Source organism: Paenibacillus sp. HB172176, assembly GCF_011947265.1.
GTDB lineage: Bacteria > Bacillota > Bacilli > Paenibacillales > Paenibacillaceae > Pristimantibacillus.
The window spans coordinates 83,569-102,135 of record NZ_JAATHD010000020.1 but is presented as its reverse complement, the minus strand read 5'-3'; the positions used below and the strand labels follow the sequence as shown (position 1 = coordinate 102,135).

Below are 18,567 nucleotides of genomic sequence, written 5' to 3'. Positions count from 1 at the left end.
GCACCATTCAGCAAAGAAAAATGAGGCGATGATTTTCCGGACCGGATTGCGAATCCGCCTCAATACCGATACTATTAAGATATCTCTAGCACGGGGAGGGAATTATGAAGCATTTGCCTGAAGCCTATTTGGCGTTTCTCATTGAATTTCATGGAACAAGAGATTATTTCGAATGCCATGAATTGCTGGAGGAATATTGGAAAACATTGTCCGTGAAGGACAAAGATAATATATGGGTTGGCTTGATACAGCTCGCGGTAGGCCAGTATCATGAACGAAGAGGGAATGCGCGCGGAGCCATTAAGATGTACAAGGGCGCTTTAAGTAAATTGGGGGAACAGCAGCTTGCATCGCTGGGCTTGGATGGACAGCGGCTTAACCTGCTGCTCAAGGAGCGGATTCGCCTCGTTGAGGCGGGAGAATCGCCATTCGCGGATCTGGATTTGCCGCTGAACGACGAAGCCTTGCTAGCGAGCCTGCAATTGAAATGCGCTGGCAAAGGCTTGGTATGGGGCGCTGCCAGCGAGATGGATAATGCGGCGATCATCCATCGCCACAAGCTGAGGGATCGAAGCGATGTTATTGAGGAGAGAGACGAGGCTTTGAGACGCAAGTCGAGAAAGTGAGAGTCGAGGCTTCCTAGACGTTTTCTTCCATAAATCTCAAATGCTTCGTATAAATCTGGCTTGCGCTCTTGAGACTAAAGCTGCCGCTTGTTTCATCGAAGTCGATGCTCAGTTCGTCGTCGTAGAATACTGCATACCAGGCTTCATACAAGAACGGGAACGGGTCGCCTTCCCCTTGCTTGTCTTTTGGAGCGAGCTGCCGAGTCGCCTGCAGAACAGGCACGCCGCTCATGCCGCAGCCGCAGCCTTCCGTATCATAGAACAGCTTGAGTCTGCTCCCCGTCTGTTCAAGAATTGGCGCAAGCTTCCGCACGGCTGTCGGCGAGAATGTAATATGAATGATAATCAATTCCTTTCCAAGCAGGGGTCATTGGCTTGCGAACGGGAGGTTCTCAAGTTTAAGATGATTATAAGTTCTTCATTTTTAAAGATCAAGGCGATGACGGGTTGCAGCATGTACGGAAAGGAAGAGAGAATTCAATGATAATCGGAGAGGCGGCGTATTAAATGAACGAGCAGAACAAGACGGTGCTTGACAGCTTTAAGGAGACGATACATAAAATTGCGGGCTACGAGGAGGCAGTAGGCCTTCTCTACTGGGATTTGCGAACCGGAGCGCCTCGCAAAGGAATGGATACGCGCTCGGAGGTCATCGGATCGCTGTCCGGAGATATGTTCAAGCTATCCACCTCGCCGGAGCTTGGCGAGCAGCTGGCAGCCCTGGAGGCTGCCGAAGTGTTCGGCGAGCTTAGCGAGATCGAGCAGCGGCTCGTAACCGAGACGCGCAAGGATTACGACCGCAGCGTGAAGATTCCGCCGAAGCTGTATCAGGAATATGTCGTGCTGGCCTCGCAATCCGAATCGAAATGGGAGGAAGCGAAGGAAGCGAATGATTATGCTGGCTTCGAGCCGTACCTCGAGAAGGTAATCGGCTACACGCAGCAATTCATCGATCTTTGGGGCGCGAAGGAAACCAGGTATGATACGCTTCTCGATCAATATGAGCCGGGCATGACGGTCAGGCAGCTTGATGATATTTTCGGCGGCCTAAGGGAAGAGCTTGTGCCGCTCGCGGCAGCAATTGCGGCGTCGCCCCATCAGCCCGACACCTCCTTTCTCAAGCAAAGCTTTGACAAGTCGGCCCAGAAATCATTCTCTCTCTATATTTTGGAGAAAATGGGCTTCAGCTTCGAAGCGGGCAGACTCGACGAGAGCGTTCATCCCTTCGCGACGGGGCTGAATCCCGGCGACGTGCGCATTACGACGAGATATCTCGAGAATGATGTGACAAGCGCGCTGTTCGGCACGATTCACGAAGGCGGGCATGCGCTCTACGAGCAGAATATAAAGAAGGAGCTTATCGGTACGACACTATGCACGGGCACTTCGATGGGCATTCATGAATCGCAGTCGCGTTTCTGGGAAAATGTGATCGGCAGAAGCCGTCCGTTCTGGAACAGCTGCTTCGGCGAGCTCCAGAAGCGCTTCCCGGGACAGCTCGACATGCCGGTGGACACCTTCTATCGAGGGAATAACACGGTTGCCCCTTCGCTCATTCGAATCGAAGCGGATGAGTTGACGTACAATCTTCATATCATTATTCGTTACGAGATCGAGAAGCTGATCTTCAACGAAGGAGCGAAGGCATCCGAGCTGCCGGGCATTTGGAATCAGAAATACAAAGAATATCTCGGCGTCGTACCTGGCAATGACGCGGAGGGCGTGCTTCAGGATGTGCATTGGTCAGGCGGTGCTTTCGGCTATTTCCCATCCTATTCGCTCGGCAATATGTACGCCGCGCAATTCGCGGATACGCTGGAGCGGGAGCAGCCCGATATGTGGGATCATGTGGCCAGAGGAGAGCTTCTGGCTATTAAGGATTGGCTGACGGAGCGCATTTATCAATATGGAAAGCTGCGCACGCCGTCCGAGCTCATTACATCCGTGACCGGCAAAGAGCTTGATCCGGCTTATCTGGTTCGTTATCTGACGAAGAAATACAGCGATATCTATCAATTATAAGCAACAGAGGTCCTTCAATCACCGACAACACCTCCCGCGCATAGGCTAATGTACATATACATTGCCTATTGGCGGGAGGTATTTTTATGAGTAGACGAAGAAGGCTGGCATTCGCGGCGCTCGCGATGCTGCTTTTGGCTTCGGCCGCCTTGGCGGGCTGCGGCAAGAAGGATTCGGACACCAAGCTCATACGAATTGGAGAAGTGACAAGATCCTTGTTCTATGCGCCGCAATACGTTGCGATCGAGAAAGGCTTCTTCAAGGACGAAGGCCTGGATATCGAGCTGACAACGACGCCGGGCGGCGATAAAACAATGACCGCGCTGCTGTCGAATGTGATTGACGTCGCGCTGGTTGGTTCCGAAACCTCGATTTATGTGTACCAGCAAGGCGCGGATGATCCGGTTATCAACTTTGCGCAATTAACGCAAACGGACGGAACCTTCCTCGTTGCACGCAGCAAGGCGGATGTATTCAATTGGGATTCGCTGAAGGGAAGCGTCTTCCTGGGCCAACGCGTTGGCGGGATGCCGCAAATGGCGGGAGAGTTCGCGCTGAAGAAGCACGGCATTGATCCACATAAAGATCTGGAGCTCATTCAGAATGTGGATTTCGCCAATATCGCGCCGGCGTTCGCATCCGGAACGGGTGAATATGTGCAGTTGTTCGAGCCAACTGCATCGATCTTCGAGAAGGAAGGTCAAGGCTATGTGGTTGCCTCCTTCGGCGTGGAGAGCGGACATTTGCCCTACACCGTATTCATGGCCAAAAAGAGCTTCATCGATAAGAACAAGGAAAGCGTTCAAGCGTTCACGAATGCGTTGTATAAGGCACAGCAGTGGGTTGATGCGCATTCGGCAGAGGAAATCGCGGATGCGGTGAAGCCGTATTTCGAGAATGTGGATGGGAATATTCTCATCTCCTCCATCGATCGTTACAAGCAGCAGGGCTCCTTCGCGACTGATCCCCTTGTGGATGAAGCGGAGTGGAACAATCTGCTGGATGTGATGACTTCCGCCGGGGAATTGAATAAGCGAACGGAGCATGACACGCTGGTCGATACAAGCTTTGCGGAGAAAGCCGTCAAGTCGACCGATTAGAGCGCCGCGACTCATGAACTCCCCGGAGAGGAGGATATCGCTATGGATAAGGCCGCACTCGAGCTTCGCCAATTATCGCATGTCTATGTGAACGATAAAGGCGCGGCATTAGCCCTTGAAAACATCGATCTCTCTGTCGCACGCGGGGAGTTCGTCGCACTTGTGGGCCCGAGCGGCTGCGGCAAGACGACTTTGCTCAGCCTGCTTGCCGGCTTGTTCGCGCCGACCGTCGGTCAGGTGCTCTTGAATGCCAAAGAGGTGACGGGACCAACGCCGAAGGTAGGTTATATGCTTCAGCAGGATTATCTCTTCCCATGGCGGACAATACGGGATAATGCCGCAATTGGACTGGAAATTAACGGAACAAAATCGCGTTCGGCAATGAAGCTCGTGGACGAGTGGCTCGGGGAGCTGGGACTGGCTGGAAGCGGCATGAAATATCCGCATGAGCTGTCAGGAGGCATGCGCCAACGCGTTGCTCTTGCCAGGACGCTGGTGACGGAGCCGGAGGTGCTGCTGCTCGACGAGCCGTTCTCCGCTCTTGATCTTCATATAAAGCTGCAGCTCGAGGAGCTTGTCCAGCTTACGCTGAGGAAGCTTGGGAAGACAGCCGTTCTCGTTACTCACGATCTTGCGGAAGCTGCGGCGATGAGCGACAGAGTCATTGTGCTCGGACGAAATCCGGGACATATCAAACGGACATTCTTCATGCCCGTGGAGCTGAGAGAAGCGGGACCGATGGAGGCGCGCAAACACCAATCCTTTCAACAGGCTTTCGATGATCTATGGACGGAGCTGGATAGTGAGGGAGAGACAAGGAGCGTTCCTCATGCATGAACGCGAATCCGGGCAAGGGGAAGGGAGGTTAATCGTGTCAGTTCAATCGGAGAATTTGCGGAAGGCAGTCGTTTCGGGCGTTCGCGAAGATCGTTCCGCCATGCTCGGCAAGCTGTACGCCAAGCATAAGAGAAGGAACCGCAAGCTTGCCGGAGCGGTCCGCGCCAGCCAGCTCGTTCTGCTCATTCTGTTCATCGGTTTGTGGGAGATCGCCGGACGTAATCGCTGGATTGATCCGCTTCTATTCAGTTATCCGTCGAAAATGCTGAAGCTGCTCGGCCATATGATGGCGGACGGCAGCTTATGGCCTCACTTGGGCGCGACCGTGACGGAAACGATCGTCGGTTTTGTCGCGGGCACTTTGATCGGCACCGCGATTGCGGCCGCGCTATGGTGGTTTCCGTTTCTTTCTCGCGTGCTGGATCCGTATCTTGTCGTGCTCAACAGCATGCCGAAGGTGGCGCTTGGTCCGATCTTCATCGTCACCCTCGGCCCCGGCTTTCTGTCAATCGTTGCGGTTACATTATCCGTAACGGTCATCATTACAACGCTTAACATTTACAATCAGTTCAGAGAAATCGACAGCGGCTATCAGAAGGTGGTGAAGCTGCTCGGGGCGACGAGAGCGCAATTGTTCCGATTGGTCATTCTGCCGGGCTCGTTCCCGGTCATTATATCCACCCTTAAGGTGAATGTAGGATTGGCTTGGATAGGCGTTATCGTAGGCGAGTTCCTCGTGGCGAAGGTCGGTCTCGGTTATCAGATGATCTACGGCTTCCAGGTATTCAATTTCACGCTTGTGCTGTCGAGTCTGCTGGTCATCGGAGCGGTGGCAACCGTCATGTATCAGCTCGTGGCGGCGCTTGAGAAGCGGTTGACGGATGGTTGGCGCGAACGGTAATATGGGAATAGCTTTTGTTTCCATAATCAGCTAAGGAGCTTGCATCGATGGGCATACGAGTCGTTAAAACAGCCATAGCCGCGATTGTCGCGATCTATACAGCCGCTTATTTGGATTTGCAGCCTGTTCTCGGAGCGGGCATTCTCGCCATACTCGGCGTCGAAGTGACGCGGATGAAAGGGCTGAAAAGCGTTTTCATTCGGTTTGCAGCTTCGGTGCTGGGTCTTTTTTTTGCTTCGTTCATTTTCTCGCTGCTCGGCTTTCATTATTGGGTGGTGGCGATTTTCATCATGCTGACCTTTCCCGTGCTGGCCCGTTTTCAACTGAAGGACGGTATGCTGACAAGCGCGGTTATTGTGTTCCAGTTGTTCAATTATGGGCAAGTAAGCGTACATAATCTGGTGAACGAAATTTTGCTGCTTGTCGTCGGCCTCGGCTGGGCGACTGTTATTAATTTTATCTACATGCCGAAGGAAGAAGGCGTGCTTGCGGCTCTTCGCGTTCGAATCGAGCATAATTTCAGCAGCATCTTCTCGGAGATGGCGCGGACGCTGGAGAATCCCAGTCATCTGTGGAGCGGGAGCGAGCTGCTGGACGCGCATCAAGCCATTGAAGAAGGCGCGAGGCGATCGATCATGAACAGAGAAAATCGATTCTGGGGGTATGAAGCCTATTGGATGACCTACTTCGACATGCGCAGACAGCAGCTTGAGCTCATTCAGCAGATGATGCTTGAAGCGGCGTTCGTCTATGAACGGTTTCCGCAGGGAGAGCTGATTGCCGGTTTGCTGAGACAGCTCTCCGGCGACGTGAAATCGGAAGTCTATCAAGGCCAGGTTGAGAATCAGGTCTTCGAGCTGCAGAGAAAATTCCGCAAGATGGAGCTGCCGAAAACCAGAGAGGAATTCGAGGTGAGGGCGGCGCTGTACAGGCTGCTGCATGAGATGGAGCGGTATCTAGGCATCGCGAAGCGGCTCAAGAAGAAAGCGGAGGAGGAAGCGGAGCTTGTCCGAGGGGAAGGCTGACGACACCGATTGCGGATTTTGCTCATCCTCGAAAGGCCGCGATAGAGGTTTTCTCATAATTTTTCTGCAACAAGAATATAAATGAAGCGAGTAGGTTTTTTGAAGGTTCGACAGGATGAGAAAAAGCTTTCCTACGCGCAATTAGCAGAAATGAATAGAGGACGTAAGCGGCGAAAAAACGGACAGGGAAAATAAATTTGTTTGTTTAGACTCGTTTAATCAACAAACGCCTATGACCTGCATACACTTTAAATGAATGATTGTATGGAGGAGGTTAAATCAATGACTATTGCAGATAAACAGCTTCAGTGCAGAGAAATTATTACAAAAGCTGTCTGCGGCAAAGGTCGTAAGTTTTCCACTGTAACCCATACCGTAACTCCGCCTCATCATCCGACCAGTATACTGGGCGCATGGATAATCAACCATCAGTATGAAGCGGTCCGTTCGGGCGACGGTATTGAGGTCATCGGTACTTACGATATCAACATTTGGTATTCGTACAACAAGAACACGCAAACAGAGGTCGCGAAGGAATCCGTACAATTCGTTGAGAATGTTCCGCTTTCGTATGTGGATCCGAAGCATAGACCTTCCACAGAGGAAGTTTCTGCCGAGGTGCTGCAGGAGCCCAATTGCATCGAAGCCAACATCTCTTCGAGCGGAACGGGCGTCGTCGTGCGCGTAGAGCGCGAATTCGCGGTGGAGCTGGTAGCCGAGACGAAGGTTTGCGTGGCTGTTGTTCCTGGGGGCTGCGGCGATTTGGACGATAAGGATTTGGACTTCAGCCTCGGCGATGACGACGGCGATTTCGAGGATCTGGATCCTGAATTGCTCGACGACGAGTTGTAACGCTTCCGCATGGCGGTGCGGATCATGCATTATATGCTGCTTATGCGGCAACTTCGAGGGCGATTGCCCTCGTTTTTTTTCTTTTTCGCATTTTGCGGATCGGCAAGGGGGAGTCGGGGCGTGATTAAGGTGTGGCTGTGGCGAGGGGAGGCTGCGGAATTGAAGGAGCTGCGCGGCGCCGATCGAATGGAGCGTGCAGGAAGGCGAAGGCAAGACGCGCAATTGCGTTCGGATAAAGCGGGGGCGGTCGGAATGCGGTTGCCTCAGCTTGGAGATGTCATCTTGGCGTCTTCGTTATATGAAACGATTGATGAGCGACGTTATTCCGGCATGCGCGTGCTCAATGCCGGCGCGGCGGCATTCGCGGAAAAAAACGTCTCGCAGCTGGAAAGCGACTGGAGGCTGGCCGGTCTGCAAATCAGCGAAAAGCCGCTGGAGAACGAGCGCGTGTATCGCGTATGTATGGTCGATCTCGAGCCGGTCTCCTTGCGCAGAATCAACCGATACGGTGATGAGGCGGGGGACGAGCTGCTGAGTGCAGGGATATCGGCTGAGAGCCGGCATCGCATCGGAGCGTGGCCTCAGGACACGGTGCTGCGGCGAGTGATGCGAGCCGCTGCGAGGGCGGTGTACACGGCGGGACTCGACCTTGGCGAGGCCGATATCGCGGTGAGCGGCGACGGGATCGCCGTCGTGCGCGCGGTGTGGCCGCAGCTGAGAGACGCGAGGCTCGAGGCGGCTGCGCTTGGCGAGCTTGCCGCGTGGCATGCGGCGGGCGAGGCGGCGGAGGATCGGCGGCGCATTCTGCTTGGCGCCGATCCGGAGTTCGCCTTGCTGACGCCGAGCGGCAAGCTTGCCTCGGCATCGCGCTTCTTCGGCGCGGGAGTCGGCGGAGCCGCGGGCTCCGACGCGCTGCTTGTCGGGCGGCGGCTGCTCTACCCCGTCGCCGAGCTGCGGCCCGCGCCGGCGGAGTCGCCGGCCGCGCTCGCCGCGAACCTGCGGCGGCTGCTCGCGCGCGCCGCCGGCAAGGTCCGCGAACCCGGGCTGCGCTGGGTTGCGGGGGCGATGCCCGTGCCGGGGCTGGCGCTCGGCGGGCATATCCATATTAGCGGAGCGCCGCTCTCCGGTCGCTTGCTCCGCCTGCTCGATCGCTGCGCGGCGTATCCGCTCGCGCTCGTCGAAGATCCCGCCGGCCGGCGGAGGCGCCCCCGCTACGGCGGGCTCGGAGACTTCCGCCTGCAGCAGCACGGCGGTTTCGAATACCGCACGCTGCCGAGCTGGCTCGTCTCTCCGGCCGCGGCGAAGGCCGCCTTCGCGCTCGCGCTGCTATGCGCCCGCGAGGCGGAGCGCATGCCGCGCTTGCCCGCATCGTCCGACGCCTTCAGGCAAGCGTACTACAGAGGCGACCGCGAGACGCTCGCGGGCTGTCTGGATGATATTGCGGAGGCGATTGCGTCCACGCCTTCCTACGGAGAGCTGGCGATGTACATTGAGCCATTGTTCGAAGCGGCCCGCCAAGGCAAAACATGGGATGAATCGCAGGATATCCGGACCAAATGGCGCATCCCCGTCGCTTCCATTCGTTCAATATCCGAGAAGTGATAGCGCACATCTGTTCCACTTGTTATAATAGAGGTTGTTCAAAAAGGTTGTTTTGCAATGACAAAGGAAGCAGGAGGAGAAGCATGGCCGGTTACACTCCGATGATTCAACAATATTTGGCGATCAAAGAGGAAGCGAAGGACGCCTTCTTGTTTTTCCGATTGGGCGATTTCTACGAAATGTTTTTCGAGGACGCGATTCGCGCTTCCAGAGAGCTTGAAATCACATTGACGGGCAGAGAGGGCGGCGGCGACGCGAAGATCCCGATGTGCGGCGTGCCGTACCACTCTGCCGATAACTACATAAGCCGATTAATCGAGAAAGGCCATAAAGTGGCGATCTGCGAGCAGGTCGAGGATCCATCCGCGGCCAAGGGCGTCGTCAGGCGCGAAATTGTCCGTATCGTTACGCCCGGCACGATGATGGAATCGAAGACGCTGGAAGGCAAGTCCAATAACTTCATTGCGGCAGTCGGCGTCGCGGAAGGCATGACGGGTCTCGCCGCATGCGATCTGACCACGGGCGAGCTGTATGTCACCTCGTTCCCGCAAGGGACGGAGACGATGATCGACGAGTTGAACATGTACTCGCCTTCGGAGGTGGTCGGCGACGCCGAGCTGCTGGACATGCTGCGCGAGACGCAGGGATGGAATCGGCATTTGCCGCTGACGGCGCGCGAATCGATGGAGACCAATCGATTGACGGAGCAATTCGGCGAAGCGGCGCTGAAAGGTCTCGCGGCGGCGAGACTTCGGGCCGTCAGCATTCTGACCGGCTATCTCGACGATACGCAGAAGCGCTCGCTCTCGCATGTGAGCATGATTCGGGCTTACGAGCCGAGTCAATATATGTTCCTCGATCATTACACCAGGCGCAATCTGGAGCTGACCGAGACGGTTCGGGATCGCAGCAAGAAGGGCTCTCTGCTCTGGCTGCTGGACCGGACTGGCACTTCAATGGGGGCGAGGCTGCTGCGGCGCTGGATTGACAAGCCGCTTCTCAGCGAGTCTGCCGTGAACAGACGTCTCGACGCGGTGGAGACGCTGTGCGGCGATCTTATTCTGCGCGAGGATATTCGCGCAGAGCTGCAGCCAATCTACGATCTGGAACGGCTCGTCGGCCGCGTCGCCTACGGCAACGCGAACGGACGCGATCTGAACGCGCTCAAGCTGTCGCTGCGGCGCATTCCAAGCTTGACGGGGCTTTGCTTATCTTCAAGCTCCCAGGTGCTTCAGAAGCTCGTGGAAGGCTCTGATGACTGCAGCGATCTGGCCGACATGATCGAGACGGTGCTGATCGACGATCCGCCGCTGTCGATCCGCGAAGGCGGTCTCATCCGCAGCGGCTACGACGACTATCTGGATCAGCTGCGCGAGGCGAGCACGAACGGCAAAAAATGGCTTGCGGAGCTGGAGCGCAAGGAGCGGGAAGCGACGGGAATCAAGTCGCTCAAGATCGGGTTCAACAAGGTGTTCGGCTATTATCTCGAGGTATCCAAAGCGAATTTGGCGATGCTCCCTCAAGGAAGATATGAGCGCAAGCAGACCCTTGCGAACGCGGAGCGATACGTGACGCCGGAGCTGAAAGAGAAGGAGCGTCTCATTCTGGAGGCGGAGGACAAGATGGTCGATCTGGAGCAAGCCCGGTTTATCGAGCTGCGCGATCATATCGCGCAGCATCTCTCCAGGCTGCAGAAGGCGGCGGCGATGATTGCCGAGCTCGACGTGTACCAATCGCTGGCTACGGTTAGCGCTGAGCGGCGTTACGTGCGTCCGCATGTGCAAGATGGCTTCGAGCTGTCGGTCGAGGATGGACGCCATCCTGTCGTCGAGAGCATGTTGGACGGACAAGCTTTCATTGCGAACGACACGGTGCTTAAGCCCGAGAATCAGACGATTCTGCTTATTACCGGGCCCAATATGGCGGGCAAAAGCACCTATATGCGCCAAGCCGCGCTTATCTGCGTGATGGCCCAGATCGGCTGCTTCGTTCCAGCGAAAAAAGCTTCGATTCCGCTGATTGATCGGATATTCACGCGTATCGGAGCAGCCGATGATCTTATCGGCGGGCAGAGCACCTTTATGGTGGAGATGAAGGATATTCAGATTATGACGGATAAAGCGACGAATCGCAGCCTGGTCATTATAGACGAACTGGGACGCGGCACCTCCACCGGCGAGGGCATGGCTATCGCGCAGGCCGTCATAGAATATGTGCATGAGCATATTGGCTGCAAGGCGCTTGTCTCGACGCATTTCCACGAGCTTGCCCATCTGGAGGATTCGCTGGCGCGTCTATCGAACGCCCGGATGGCCGTTGAGGAGAGCGGAGATGATGTCACGTTCTTGCGCAAGCTTGTGCCAGGGGCGGCCGATACAAGCTATGGCATCTATTGCGCGCAGCTGGCAGGCTTGCCAAATGCTATTATTGACCGAGCCTATCATTTGCTGGAGGAATCACTGGAAGAGGCGGGGGCACATGCAGAACGGGCGTCCGTAAGCGCAACTGAAACGCAGCATCCCCAAGCCGACGCTGTGCTTGAGTCGAAGCCGCTTCTGCAGCTGTCGATGTTCGATGAGCCCGCGGCAGCTTCCGAATCCGGCGTGAAACGCAGGGGGACGGGGAAGGCGGAGCAGCTCGCGGAGGAGCTGCGCAAGCTCGATCTGTTCAATCTGACGCCGATGCAGGCGATGAATTGGCTCAACGAAAAGAAGAAAATGGTATAGAAGAACTCTCAAATGATTCACTCGCCACGAACCCTATGGAAGGGAGGAGCAGATATGGCAGGCATCAAAATATTGGACGAGCAGCTGGCAAATCAGATTGCTGCCGGCGAAGTGGTCGAACGGCCGGCTTCCGTCGTGAAGGAGCTTGTCGAGAATGCGATCGACGCGGGAAGCTCCACGATTGATGTGACGATCGAGGAAGGCGGCTTATCGCTCATTCGAGTCGTCGATAACGGCAGCGGCATTAACGGCGAGGAGCTGGCGACGGCTTTCCAGCGGCATGCGACGAGCAAGATCGCGACGAGCGGCGATCTGTTCCGAATCGCCAGTCTTGGCTTCCGCGGAGAGGCGCTGCCGAGTATCGCGGCCGTATCGCGTCTCATCTGCGTGTCGGCGGACGGAGACAACGGACTCGCCCGCAAGCTGACGATCGAAGGCGGAGAGCTGGTCGGCAACGCACCGGCGAACGCGCCGCAAGGGACGGACATGAGCGTGAGGGATTTATTCTACAATACGCCCGCCCGATTGAAATATATGAAAGCGATCCAGACGGAGCTGGGGCATATCTCCGATTATATCAATCGGCTGGCGCTGGCCCATCCCGGTGTTTCGTTCACGCTGCGGCATAACGGCAATCTGCTGCTGCGTACCCAAGGCACGGGAGACCGGCTGCAGGTGCTGGCTGCGATATACGGAACGAATACGGCCAAGGCAATGCTGGAGGTCGCCGCTTCCGATCCCGATTATGAGCTTACCGGCTATATCTCAAAGCCGGAGCTGACGCGAGCGAATCGCGGAGGGATTACCATTGTCGTCAATGGGCGGTATATTCGCAGCCATGCGGTGAACCAAGCTTTGCTGCAGGCTTATCATACGCTGCTGCCGATCAATCGGTTTCCGCTTGCGGTCATCGAGCTGGAGATGCATCCCGGTCTGCTTGACGTGAATGTGCATCCGTCGAAGATGGAGGTCCGCTTCAGCAAGGAACAGGAACTCCGCGCGATTATCGAGAGGGCGGCGAAGGCTGCCCTTGGCAAGCTGAGATACATACCGGGTCCCGATGCGGGGAAGAAGGACGCGCGGAAGGGTCCCCAATTCGTGCAGGATGCGATTTCCTTCCATATTGCAGACCGACTCGATTCCGGCAAGGGGACCGGGGGGCCGATCGGAGGAGCACACGTCGGCGCCGCGGGTTCTCGGCAATCCTTGCGGCAGCATGCCTCATCGACAAAGTCTGCCGAAGTGCCGAGCGATGCCGCGGAGAGGCTGTATAAGCCGAATGCCGCCTCGTCCAGGCAACAATCATCAACTGAAGGAAGCCCGTTTGATTCTGATATGGATCCGAGCTGGGTCGCCCGCGAGAAAAATGGCGATTGGGAGCGGCCTGCTGAGAACAAAACAGAAGTTGTAGAACCAACGGATCAGGTTAGAGAGGCAGCGGCTGCGGCGGAAACTAATTCGACATCGGACCTCATCCATGCTGAGGATGCAGCTTCCAATCAAAAGCAGCGGCAAGAAGTGGGCGAGCCGAAATCGAACACATTTCCCGAGCTGCATTGGATCGGTCAGCATCATGGCACGTATATTGTCGCGCAGGCGGAGGACGGACTCTATCTGATCGATCAGCACGCGGCGCATGAGCGAATCAATTATGAATATTATCTGCATAAATTTGGGAATCCTGTAGCTGCAAGCCAAGAGCTGCTCGTGCCCTTCACGCTTGAATTCACGCCTGGCGACGCCGCACAGCTTCGCGAGCAATTGCCGCTTCTCAGAGAAGCCGGCGTTGAGCTCGAACCGTTCGGCTCCCAGACCTTCCTTGTGCGTTCGCATCCGGAATGGATGCCGAAGGGCGAGGAGCAGTCGCTGCTCGAGGAGATGGCCGAGTTGATTATACAGGAGCGCAAAACGATTCATATCGGAAAGCTTCGCGAGAAGGCGGCGATTATGTGCTCCTGCAAAGCCTCGATCAAGGCAAATGACCGCATTTCCCGCGAGGAGGGCGACATGCTGCTCTCGCGACTTTCCCGCTGCGAGCAGCCCTATACTTGTCCGCACGGCAGACCAATCATTGTACATTTGTCCACCTATCAGCTAGAGAAGATGTTCAAAAGGGTGATGTCATGATTGTTACGACGGCGGCCGAGAGCTCGGAGCGCGTTCAGGCGCAGGCTGCTCGTCTCGCGAGCGAGCTTGGAGCAAGGCAGATAGCCAGAAGGAAGAAGTCGCTCGGACAGTTGATCGCGAGCGACGAGGACGCCACCGTGATGGTGGTAACCGAGCGGGAGGTTCGGTTCTATGCCGGCGATGCGGACAAGCCGCTGTTCTTCCATCCCAGCATGGCGCTTGTTCGGGTGAAGCGACTGGCAGCCGGCGAGAAGGACCCGTTAATCTCCATCTCGGGCTGCAAGCCGGGAGACTGCATTATCGACTGTACGGCGGGGATGGCTTCCGATTCCCTCGTATTCGCTTTCCACGCCGGAGAGCGGGGAGAGGTGACGGCGATCGAGAGCGAGCCCGCTCTCGCTGTTATTGTCAGAGAGGGACTCGCAGCCTATAAGACGGGGCTGGAAGAGCTTGATGCCGCCATGCGCGGAATTCGTTTGATTAACGAGAATCATCTCGATTACTTGGCGAGCTTGCCGGATAACAGCGCGGATATCGTCTATTTCGATCCGATGTTCAGACAACCGCTGAACGATTCCTCCTCCATGAACGCCATGCGCGGTTTCGTCAATGTCGAAGCGTTGCGAGGCGAAGCAATCGCCGAGGCGATGCGAGTTGCGAGGCGGACCGTTATCCTGAAGGAACATCAGAAGAGCGGCGAGTTCGAGCGATTGGGCTTTCGCCGAGTGCGGGCGGGCACGACGAAAATTGCATATGGAGTGATCGATTGTGAATGAAGATAGAGCCGCGGAAGGCGGGGCGGCGGTCGACAAATCAACGAAGAAGCAGCCGTTGCTCGTGCTAATCGGCCCGACGGCAGTAGGGAAAACCGCTTTAAGCCTGTCGCTCGCGAAAGCTTGGAACGCCGAAATTATTTCGGGTGATTCAATGCAGGTATATCGGGGTATGAATATTGGTACCGCCAAAATTATGGATGCGGAAAGGGAAGGAATCGTTCATCATCTCATCGACATTTGCGACCCTGACGAAGCTTATTCCGCCGCTGATTTTCAAGCGGGCGCAAGGGCTGCGATAGAGGCGGCTGCAAGCCGCGGCAAGCTTCCCTTTGTCGTGGGCGGAACGGGGCTTTATATCGAATCGCTCTGCTACGATTACAAGTTCGCCGACAATGGCTCCGATGAAGCCTTCAGAAGAGAGCAGGAGTCCTTTGCTGCCGAGCATGGAGCGGAGGCTCTTCATCGCAAGCTTGCAGAGCTCGACGCGGAGACGGCAGAGCGGCTGCATCCGAATGATTTGCGCCGGGTCATTCGCGCTTTGGAGGTGTATCATTTGACCGGAAGAGCCTCTTCGGATCAATTGAGGGGCGAGGAGAAGCAATCGCCTTATGAGCTGTGCATCATCGGTCTTGCGATGGATCGAACCGAGCTGTACAGGAGAATTGACAAGCGCGTCGATCTGATGCTGGAGCAAGGCTTGCTGGATGAAGTGAAGACGCTTATCGCAGGCGGCGCCGGGGTCCATTCCGTTCCGATGCAGGCTATTGGCTATAAGGAGTTGGTGCAATATCTGCATGGCGAATGCAGCTTTGATGAAGCGGTGATACGGTTAAAACGCGATACCAGACGATTCGCCAAGCGGCAGTTATCGTGGTTCCGGCACATGCGGGGAATCGAGTGGGTCGATGCGGGGGAAAACTTTCACAACAATTTGCAGAGGATTCATGCTATAATAGCAGGAAAGTTTAAAGATCATCTTGAATATACTTCTAATCAATCTTTCGTAGACGGGGGTAACTTCCAATGAACAAAACCATTAATATTCAAGATACGTTTTTGAACCAGCTGCGCAAGGACAATATTCCGGTTACCGTATTTCTCATGAACGGCTTTCAAATACGCGGAGTTATTAAAGCTTTCGATAATTTCACCATTATTATCGACAGCGAAGGCCGTCAGCAAATGGTGTACAAGCATGCGATATCCACCTTTGTTCCGCAGCGGAATATTTCATTGGCGCAGCAAGACAGAGATCAGTCTGAGGTCTAGTTTTCGGAGCAGGACTGAAACTTTCTTATACATGGGTTCGTTTAACTAGATAGCGGCATGCAAGAGCAACCCGCTCAGAGCTGGGTTGCTCTTGCTGTTTCGCGGCAATGCTGGAGCTATGAACCTAGGGAGCGCAGGAGGGAGTCTTTATGGCTGATCAACAGAAAGTTAAAAAGAAAACGAAAGCGAAATCCAAGAAAAAAAATAAACGATTTAGAGGACGCAGATTATTTTATACGGTATTCTTTACTTTCGTTATAGGCATTGTATGCGGCATTATCGGTTACTTGCTCATTATTCTGAATGGCGAGAGATTGCTTGAGGAGAATGGCAGCAAGCTCGTTCTGGGCGAAGCCTCGATTATCTATGACGCGAACGGCGAGGAGATTTCAAGATTGTCTCAGGGAGGCGAAAACCGGGAGATCGCCGAATATTCGGAAATTCCTGAGATGCTTCGCCAAGCTGTCGTCGCAACGGAGGATTCCCGATTCTATGAGCATTCCGGACTGGATTTCTTCGCAATCGGACGAGCTGTCGTCAAGGATGTTATCGCGCGAAGCGCGGTGGAGGGAGCGAGCACGATTACGCAGCAGCTTGCGAAGAACGTGTTTCTTACCGCCGACAAAACCTTCTTCCGCAAGGCGACCGAAGCCTCGATCGCGGTCGCGCTGGAGCAGCAGATGTCCAAGGATCAGATTCTGACGATGTATCTCAACCGGATCTATTTCGGCAAGGGCGTCAGCGGCGTCAAAGCGGCGGCCGAATACTATTTCGACAAAGACTTGTCCGAGCTGGATCTATGGGAATGCGCGACGCTTGCGGCCATTCCAAAGGCGCCGAGTCACTATAATCCGATTAATAATCCCAATGATTCGAAGCAGCGCCGCGGCGTCGTGCTTCAATTAATGTTCGAACAGGGAATGATAACCGAAGCGCAGAAGAATGAAGCGGCGGCGGTCGTATACGAGCCGCCTGCGAGCCAGGAGTCGTTCCATCTGTCGGATTACCCGGCCTTTGTCGATTTTGTGGTTGACGAAGCGATGGAGGTGACCGGCAAGACGGAGGAAGAGCTTAGCATCGGCGGTTACAAGATCTACACGACGCTGAACCAACAGGCTCAGAAGGCTGTTGACGCCGAGATGAGCGATCCCGACAACTTCGAGAAGAGCAAGGATGACGAGATCGTTCAAGGCGCCGTCGTCATTATGGATCATACGAACGGCGAGATTAAAGCGTTGTCCGGCGGCAGAGATTATGTGAAGAAGGGCTGGAACCGTGTGGTACAGCCTCGTCAGCCGGGATCTGCGATCAAGCCGATCGCGGTCTACGGACCGGCTCTTGAAACGGGCGATTATTACCCGTGGACGATTCTGAAGAATGACAAGAAATGCTTCTCGGATTATTGTCCTTCCGATCACTGGGGAGCCGTTCCGGTTTCGATGACGCAAGCCATTAAGGATTCGCGCAATCTGGCTGCGGTTTGGACATTGCAGCAGATAGGCTTGAAGGCTTCGGAGGCTTTTACGGAGAAGATGGGCATTCCGCTCGAGCCGGAGGATCACAGCCTGGCGCTTGCGCTCGGTGGCTTGACGAAGGGAGCCACGCCGCTGCAAATGGCAACGGCCTATAGCGCGATGGCCAATGGAGGCAGATCCGTTGATCCGCATACGATTACTAGCGTTCTTCGTTCGGACGGCAGCAGCGAATTCACTTACAAAGCGCCGGATTCGAAAAGACTGATGTCGGAGGATACCGCGTATTATTTGACACAGATGATGCAAACCGTAGTGGAGAAGGGCGGTACAGGCGTTAAAGCGGCTCTCGATCGACCGCTCGCGGGCAAGACGGGCACGACGCAGGCTGGAATTCCGGGATACCATGGAGACGGCATCAAGGATGCCTGGTTCGTCGGTTATACGCCGGAGTGGACGGCCGCGGTCTGGATGGGCTACGACAAAACCGATCTGGATCATATCCTAATGAAGGGCAGCTCCCAATCGGCGGCGATGTTCGGCAAAATCATGTCTCAAGCAATGAAGGGCATTGCGAAAGGAAGCTTCGGCAAGCCGAAGGACATCAAGGAAAACAAGCCGCCTGCGAAGATCGAGAATTTCACATTGAATTTCATACCGGAGTCCATTAAGGTAGAGCTGTCGTGGGACCCGAGCCCGGAGAAAAATATTACGTACGAGGTATATCGCAAGGCATCCGGAGAATCCGAGTATTCCAGCTTTGTCGATTCGCTCACGAACACGGGCGTGGACGACTTGAGCATATTCCCGGGAGAATCCTATGATTATTACGTGGTAGCCTATGATGCGGCAAGCAAGCTTGCGAGCGAAAAATCGAATGTTGTTCATGTAGATGTGCCTGATTCGGAGATTGTCATTCCCGATATTCCCATGGAGCCGGGCGGTCCATCATCGACCAATGACGGCAATGGCAATAATGGCGGCAACAACGGTGATGGCGGGAATGAAAACGGCAATGGCAACGCTGGAAACGGGAACGAAAACGGTGGAAATAGCGGCAACAACGGTGAAGGGGGCGAAAGCACGCCGCCTCCAGCCACTCCGGAAACCTCCGGTCAGCCGGATGGAGGAGATAACGGACCAAGCGCCACGCCGCCTCCTTCCAGCACGGGAGCATCGACCGATAATACGGGAAGCACGGAGTTGCCCATAGGAAATGGACTTTAAGCATA

At 55.2% G+C, this 18,567-nt stretch carries 15 protein-coding genes; 14 read left to right on the top strand and 1 reads right to left on the bottom strand.

Annotated features, from left to right (window positions below):
* Positions 1-104 precede the first annotated feature (104 nt).
* Entirely contained in the window at positions 105-626 is a 522-nt protein-coding gene (locus HFP08_RS21620) for a DUF309 domain-containing protein (protein ID WP_168122690.1), read from the top strand.
* Positions 627-639: 13 nt separating this feature from the next.
* On the opposite strand, the gene HFP08_RS21615 is transcribed toward HFP08_RS21620, so the two are convergent.
* Positions 640-975, bottom strand: coding sequence for an iron-sulfur cluster biosynthesis family protein (locus HFP08_RS21615; RefSeq protein WP_240941691.1), 336 nt, complete (start codon positions 973-975; stop codon positions 640-642).
* Positions 976-1,133: 158 nt separating this feature from the next.
* On the opposite strand from HFP08_RS21615, the gene HFP08_RS21610 reads away from it, so the two are divergent.
* From HFP08_RS21610 to HFP08_RS21550, 13 genes are all read left to right on the top strand, one after another.
* Positions 1,134-2,648 carry a carboxypeptidase M32 gene (locus tag HFP08_RS21610; protein WP_168122689.1) on the top strand — a complete coding sequence of 505 codons (1,515 nt, stop codon included), beginning with the start codon at positions 1,134-1,136 and terminating at the stop codon, positions 2,646-2,648.
* An 86-nt stretch (positions 2,649-2,734) separates the two neighbouring features.
* The gene (locus tag HFP08_RS21605; protein WP_168122688.1) at positions 2,735-3,748 is read left to right on the top strand and encodes an ABC transporter substrate-binding protein; all 1,014 of its coding nucleotides are present in this window, start codon (positions 2,735-2,737) and stop codon (positions 3,746-3,748) included.
* 42 nt (positions 3,749-3,790) lie between these two features.
* Complete coding sequence (locus tag HFP08_RS21600; RefSeq protein WP_168122687.1) at positions 3,791-4,585, top strand: ABC transporter ATP-binding protein; 795 nt, start codon at positions 3,791-3,793, stop codon at positions 4,583-4,585.
* Positions 4,586-4,685: 100 nt separating this feature from the next.
* Entirely contained in the window at positions 4,686-5,486 is an 801-nt protein-coding gene (locus tag HFP08_RS21595) for an ABC transporter permease (protein WP_168122712.1), read from the top strand.
* A 47-nt stretch (positions 5,487-5,533) separates the two neighbouring features.
* Positions 5,534-6,511, top strand: a complete 978-nt coding sequence (locus HFP08_RS21590) for an aromatic acid exporter family protein (RefSeq protein ID WP_168122686.1) — start codon at positions 5,534-5,536, stop codon at positions 6,509-6,511.
* A gap of 282 nt (positions 6,512-6,793) precedes the next feature.
* Entirely contained in the window at positions 6,794-7,363 is a 570-nt protein-coding gene (locus HFP08_RS21585; protein ID WP_168122685.1) for an outer spore coat protein CotE, read from the top strand.
* A 24-nt stretch (positions 7,364-7,387) separates the two neighbouring features.
* On the top strand, positions 7,388-8,965 hold the full coding sequence (locus HFP08_RS21580) for a putative amidoligase domain-containing protein (protein ID WP_168122684.1): 1,578 nt from the start codon (positions 7,388-7,390) through the stop codon (positions 8,963-8,965).
* 83 nt (positions 8,966-9,048) lie between these two features.
* The gene (gene mutS / locus HFP08_RS21575) at positions 9,049-11,691 is read left to right on the top strand and encodes a DNA mismatch repair protein MutS (protein ID WP_168122683.1); all 2,643 of its coding nucleotides are present in this window, start codon (positions 9,049-9,051) and stop codon (positions 11,689-11,691) included.
* Positions 11,692-11,745: 54 nt separating this feature from the next.
* The gene (gene mutL, locus HFP08_RS21570) at positions 11,746-13,818 is read left to right on the top strand and encodes a DNA mismatch repair endonuclease MutL (RefSeq protein ID WP_168122682.1); all 2,073 of its coding nucleotides are present in this window, start codon (positions 11,746-11,748) and stop codon (positions 13,816-13,818) included.
* Positions 13,815-14,594: a class I SAM-dependent methyltransferase gene (locus tag HFP08_RS21565; protein WP_168122681.1), complete on the top strand. Its 780-nt coding sequence runs from the start codon at positions 13,815-13,817 to the stop codon at positions 14,592-14,594. Before mutL ends, HFP08_RS21565 begins: the two co-directional genes overlap by 4 nt.
* The gene (miaA, locus tag HFP08_RS21560; protein WP_168122680.1) at positions 14,587-15,621 is read left to right on the top strand and encodes a tRNA (adenosine(37)-N6)-dimethylallyltransferase MiaA; all 1,035 of its coding nucleotides are present in this window, start codon (positions 14,587-14,589) and stop codon (positions 15,619-15,621) included. The genes HFP08_RS21565 and miaA overlap by 8 nt, the downstream gene beginning before the upstream one ends.
* Complete coding sequence (hfq, locus tag HFP08_RS21555; protein ID WP_168122679.1) at positions 15,618-15,863, top strand: RNA chaperone Hfq; 246 nt, start codon at positions 15,618-15,620, stop codon at positions 15,861-15,863. Before miaA ends, hfq begins: the two co-directional genes overlap by 4 nt.
* Positions 15,864-16,012: 149 nt before the next feature.
* Entirely contained in the window at positions 16,013-18,562 is a 2,550-nt protein-coding gene (locus HFP08_RS21550) for a transglycosylase domain-containing protein (RefSeq protein ID WP_168122678.1), read from the top strand.
* Positions 18,563-18,567 lie beyond the last annotated feature (5 nt).

What these genes read in the sequence shown, in the direction of transcription:
- HFP08_RS21585 (WP_168122685.1), top strand. Translation starts at nt 6,794, where the DNA reads ATGACTATTGCAGATAAACAGCTTCAGTGCAGAGAAATTATTACAAAA.
- HFP08_RS21610 (WP_168122689.1), top strand. Translation starts at nt 1,134, where the DNA reads ATGAACGAGCAGAACAAGACGGTGCTTGACAGCTTTAAGGAGACGATA.
- HFP08_RS21580 (WP_168122684.1), top strand. Translation starts at nt 7,388, where the DNA reads ATGCATTATATGCTGCTTATGCGGCAACTTCGAGGGCGATTGCCCTCG.
- HFP08_RS21550 (WP_168122678.1), top strand. Translation starts at nt 16,013, where the DNA reads ATGGCTGATCAACAGAAAGTTAAAAAGAAAACGAAAGCGAAATCCAAG.
- HFP08_RS21620 (WP_168122690.1), top strand. Translation starts at nt 105, where the DNA reads ATGAAGCATTTGCCTGAAGCCTATTTGGCGTTTCTCATTGAATTTCAT.
- mutS (WP_168122683.1), top strand. Translation starts at nt 9,049, where the DNA reads ATGGCCGGTTACACTCCGATGATTCAACAATATTTGGCGATCAAAGAG.
- HFP08_RS21565 (WP_168122681.1), top strand. Translation starts at nt 13,815, where the DNA reads ATGATTGTTACGACGGCGGCCGAGAGCTCGGAGCGCGTTCAGGCGCAG.
- hfq (WP_168122679.1), top strand. Translation starts at nt 15,618, where the DNA reads ATGAACAAAACCATTAATATTCAAGATACGTTTTTGAACCAGCTGCGC.
- mutL (WP_168122682.1), top strand. Translation starts at nt 11,746, where the DNA reads ATGGCAGGCATCAAAATATTGGACGAGCAGCTGGCAAATCAGATTGCT.
- HFP08_RS21595 (WP_168122712.1), top strand. Translation starts at nt 4,686, where the DNA reads ATGCTCGGCAAGCTGTACGCCAAGCATAAGAGAAGGAACCGCAAGCTT.
- HFP08_RS21590 (WP_168122686.1), top strand. Translation starts at nt 5,534, where the DNA reads ATGGGCATACGAGTCGTTAAAACAGCCATAGCCGCGATTGTCGCGATC.
- HFP08_RS21605 (WP_168122688.1), top strand. Translation starts at nt 2,735, where the DNA reads ATGAGTAGACGAAGAAGGCTGGCATTCGCGGCGCTCGCGATGCTGCTT.
- HFP08_RS21600 (WP_168122687.1), top strand. Translation starts at nt 3,791, where the DNA reads ATGGATAAGGCCGCACTCGAGCTTCGCCAATTATCGCATGTCTATGTG.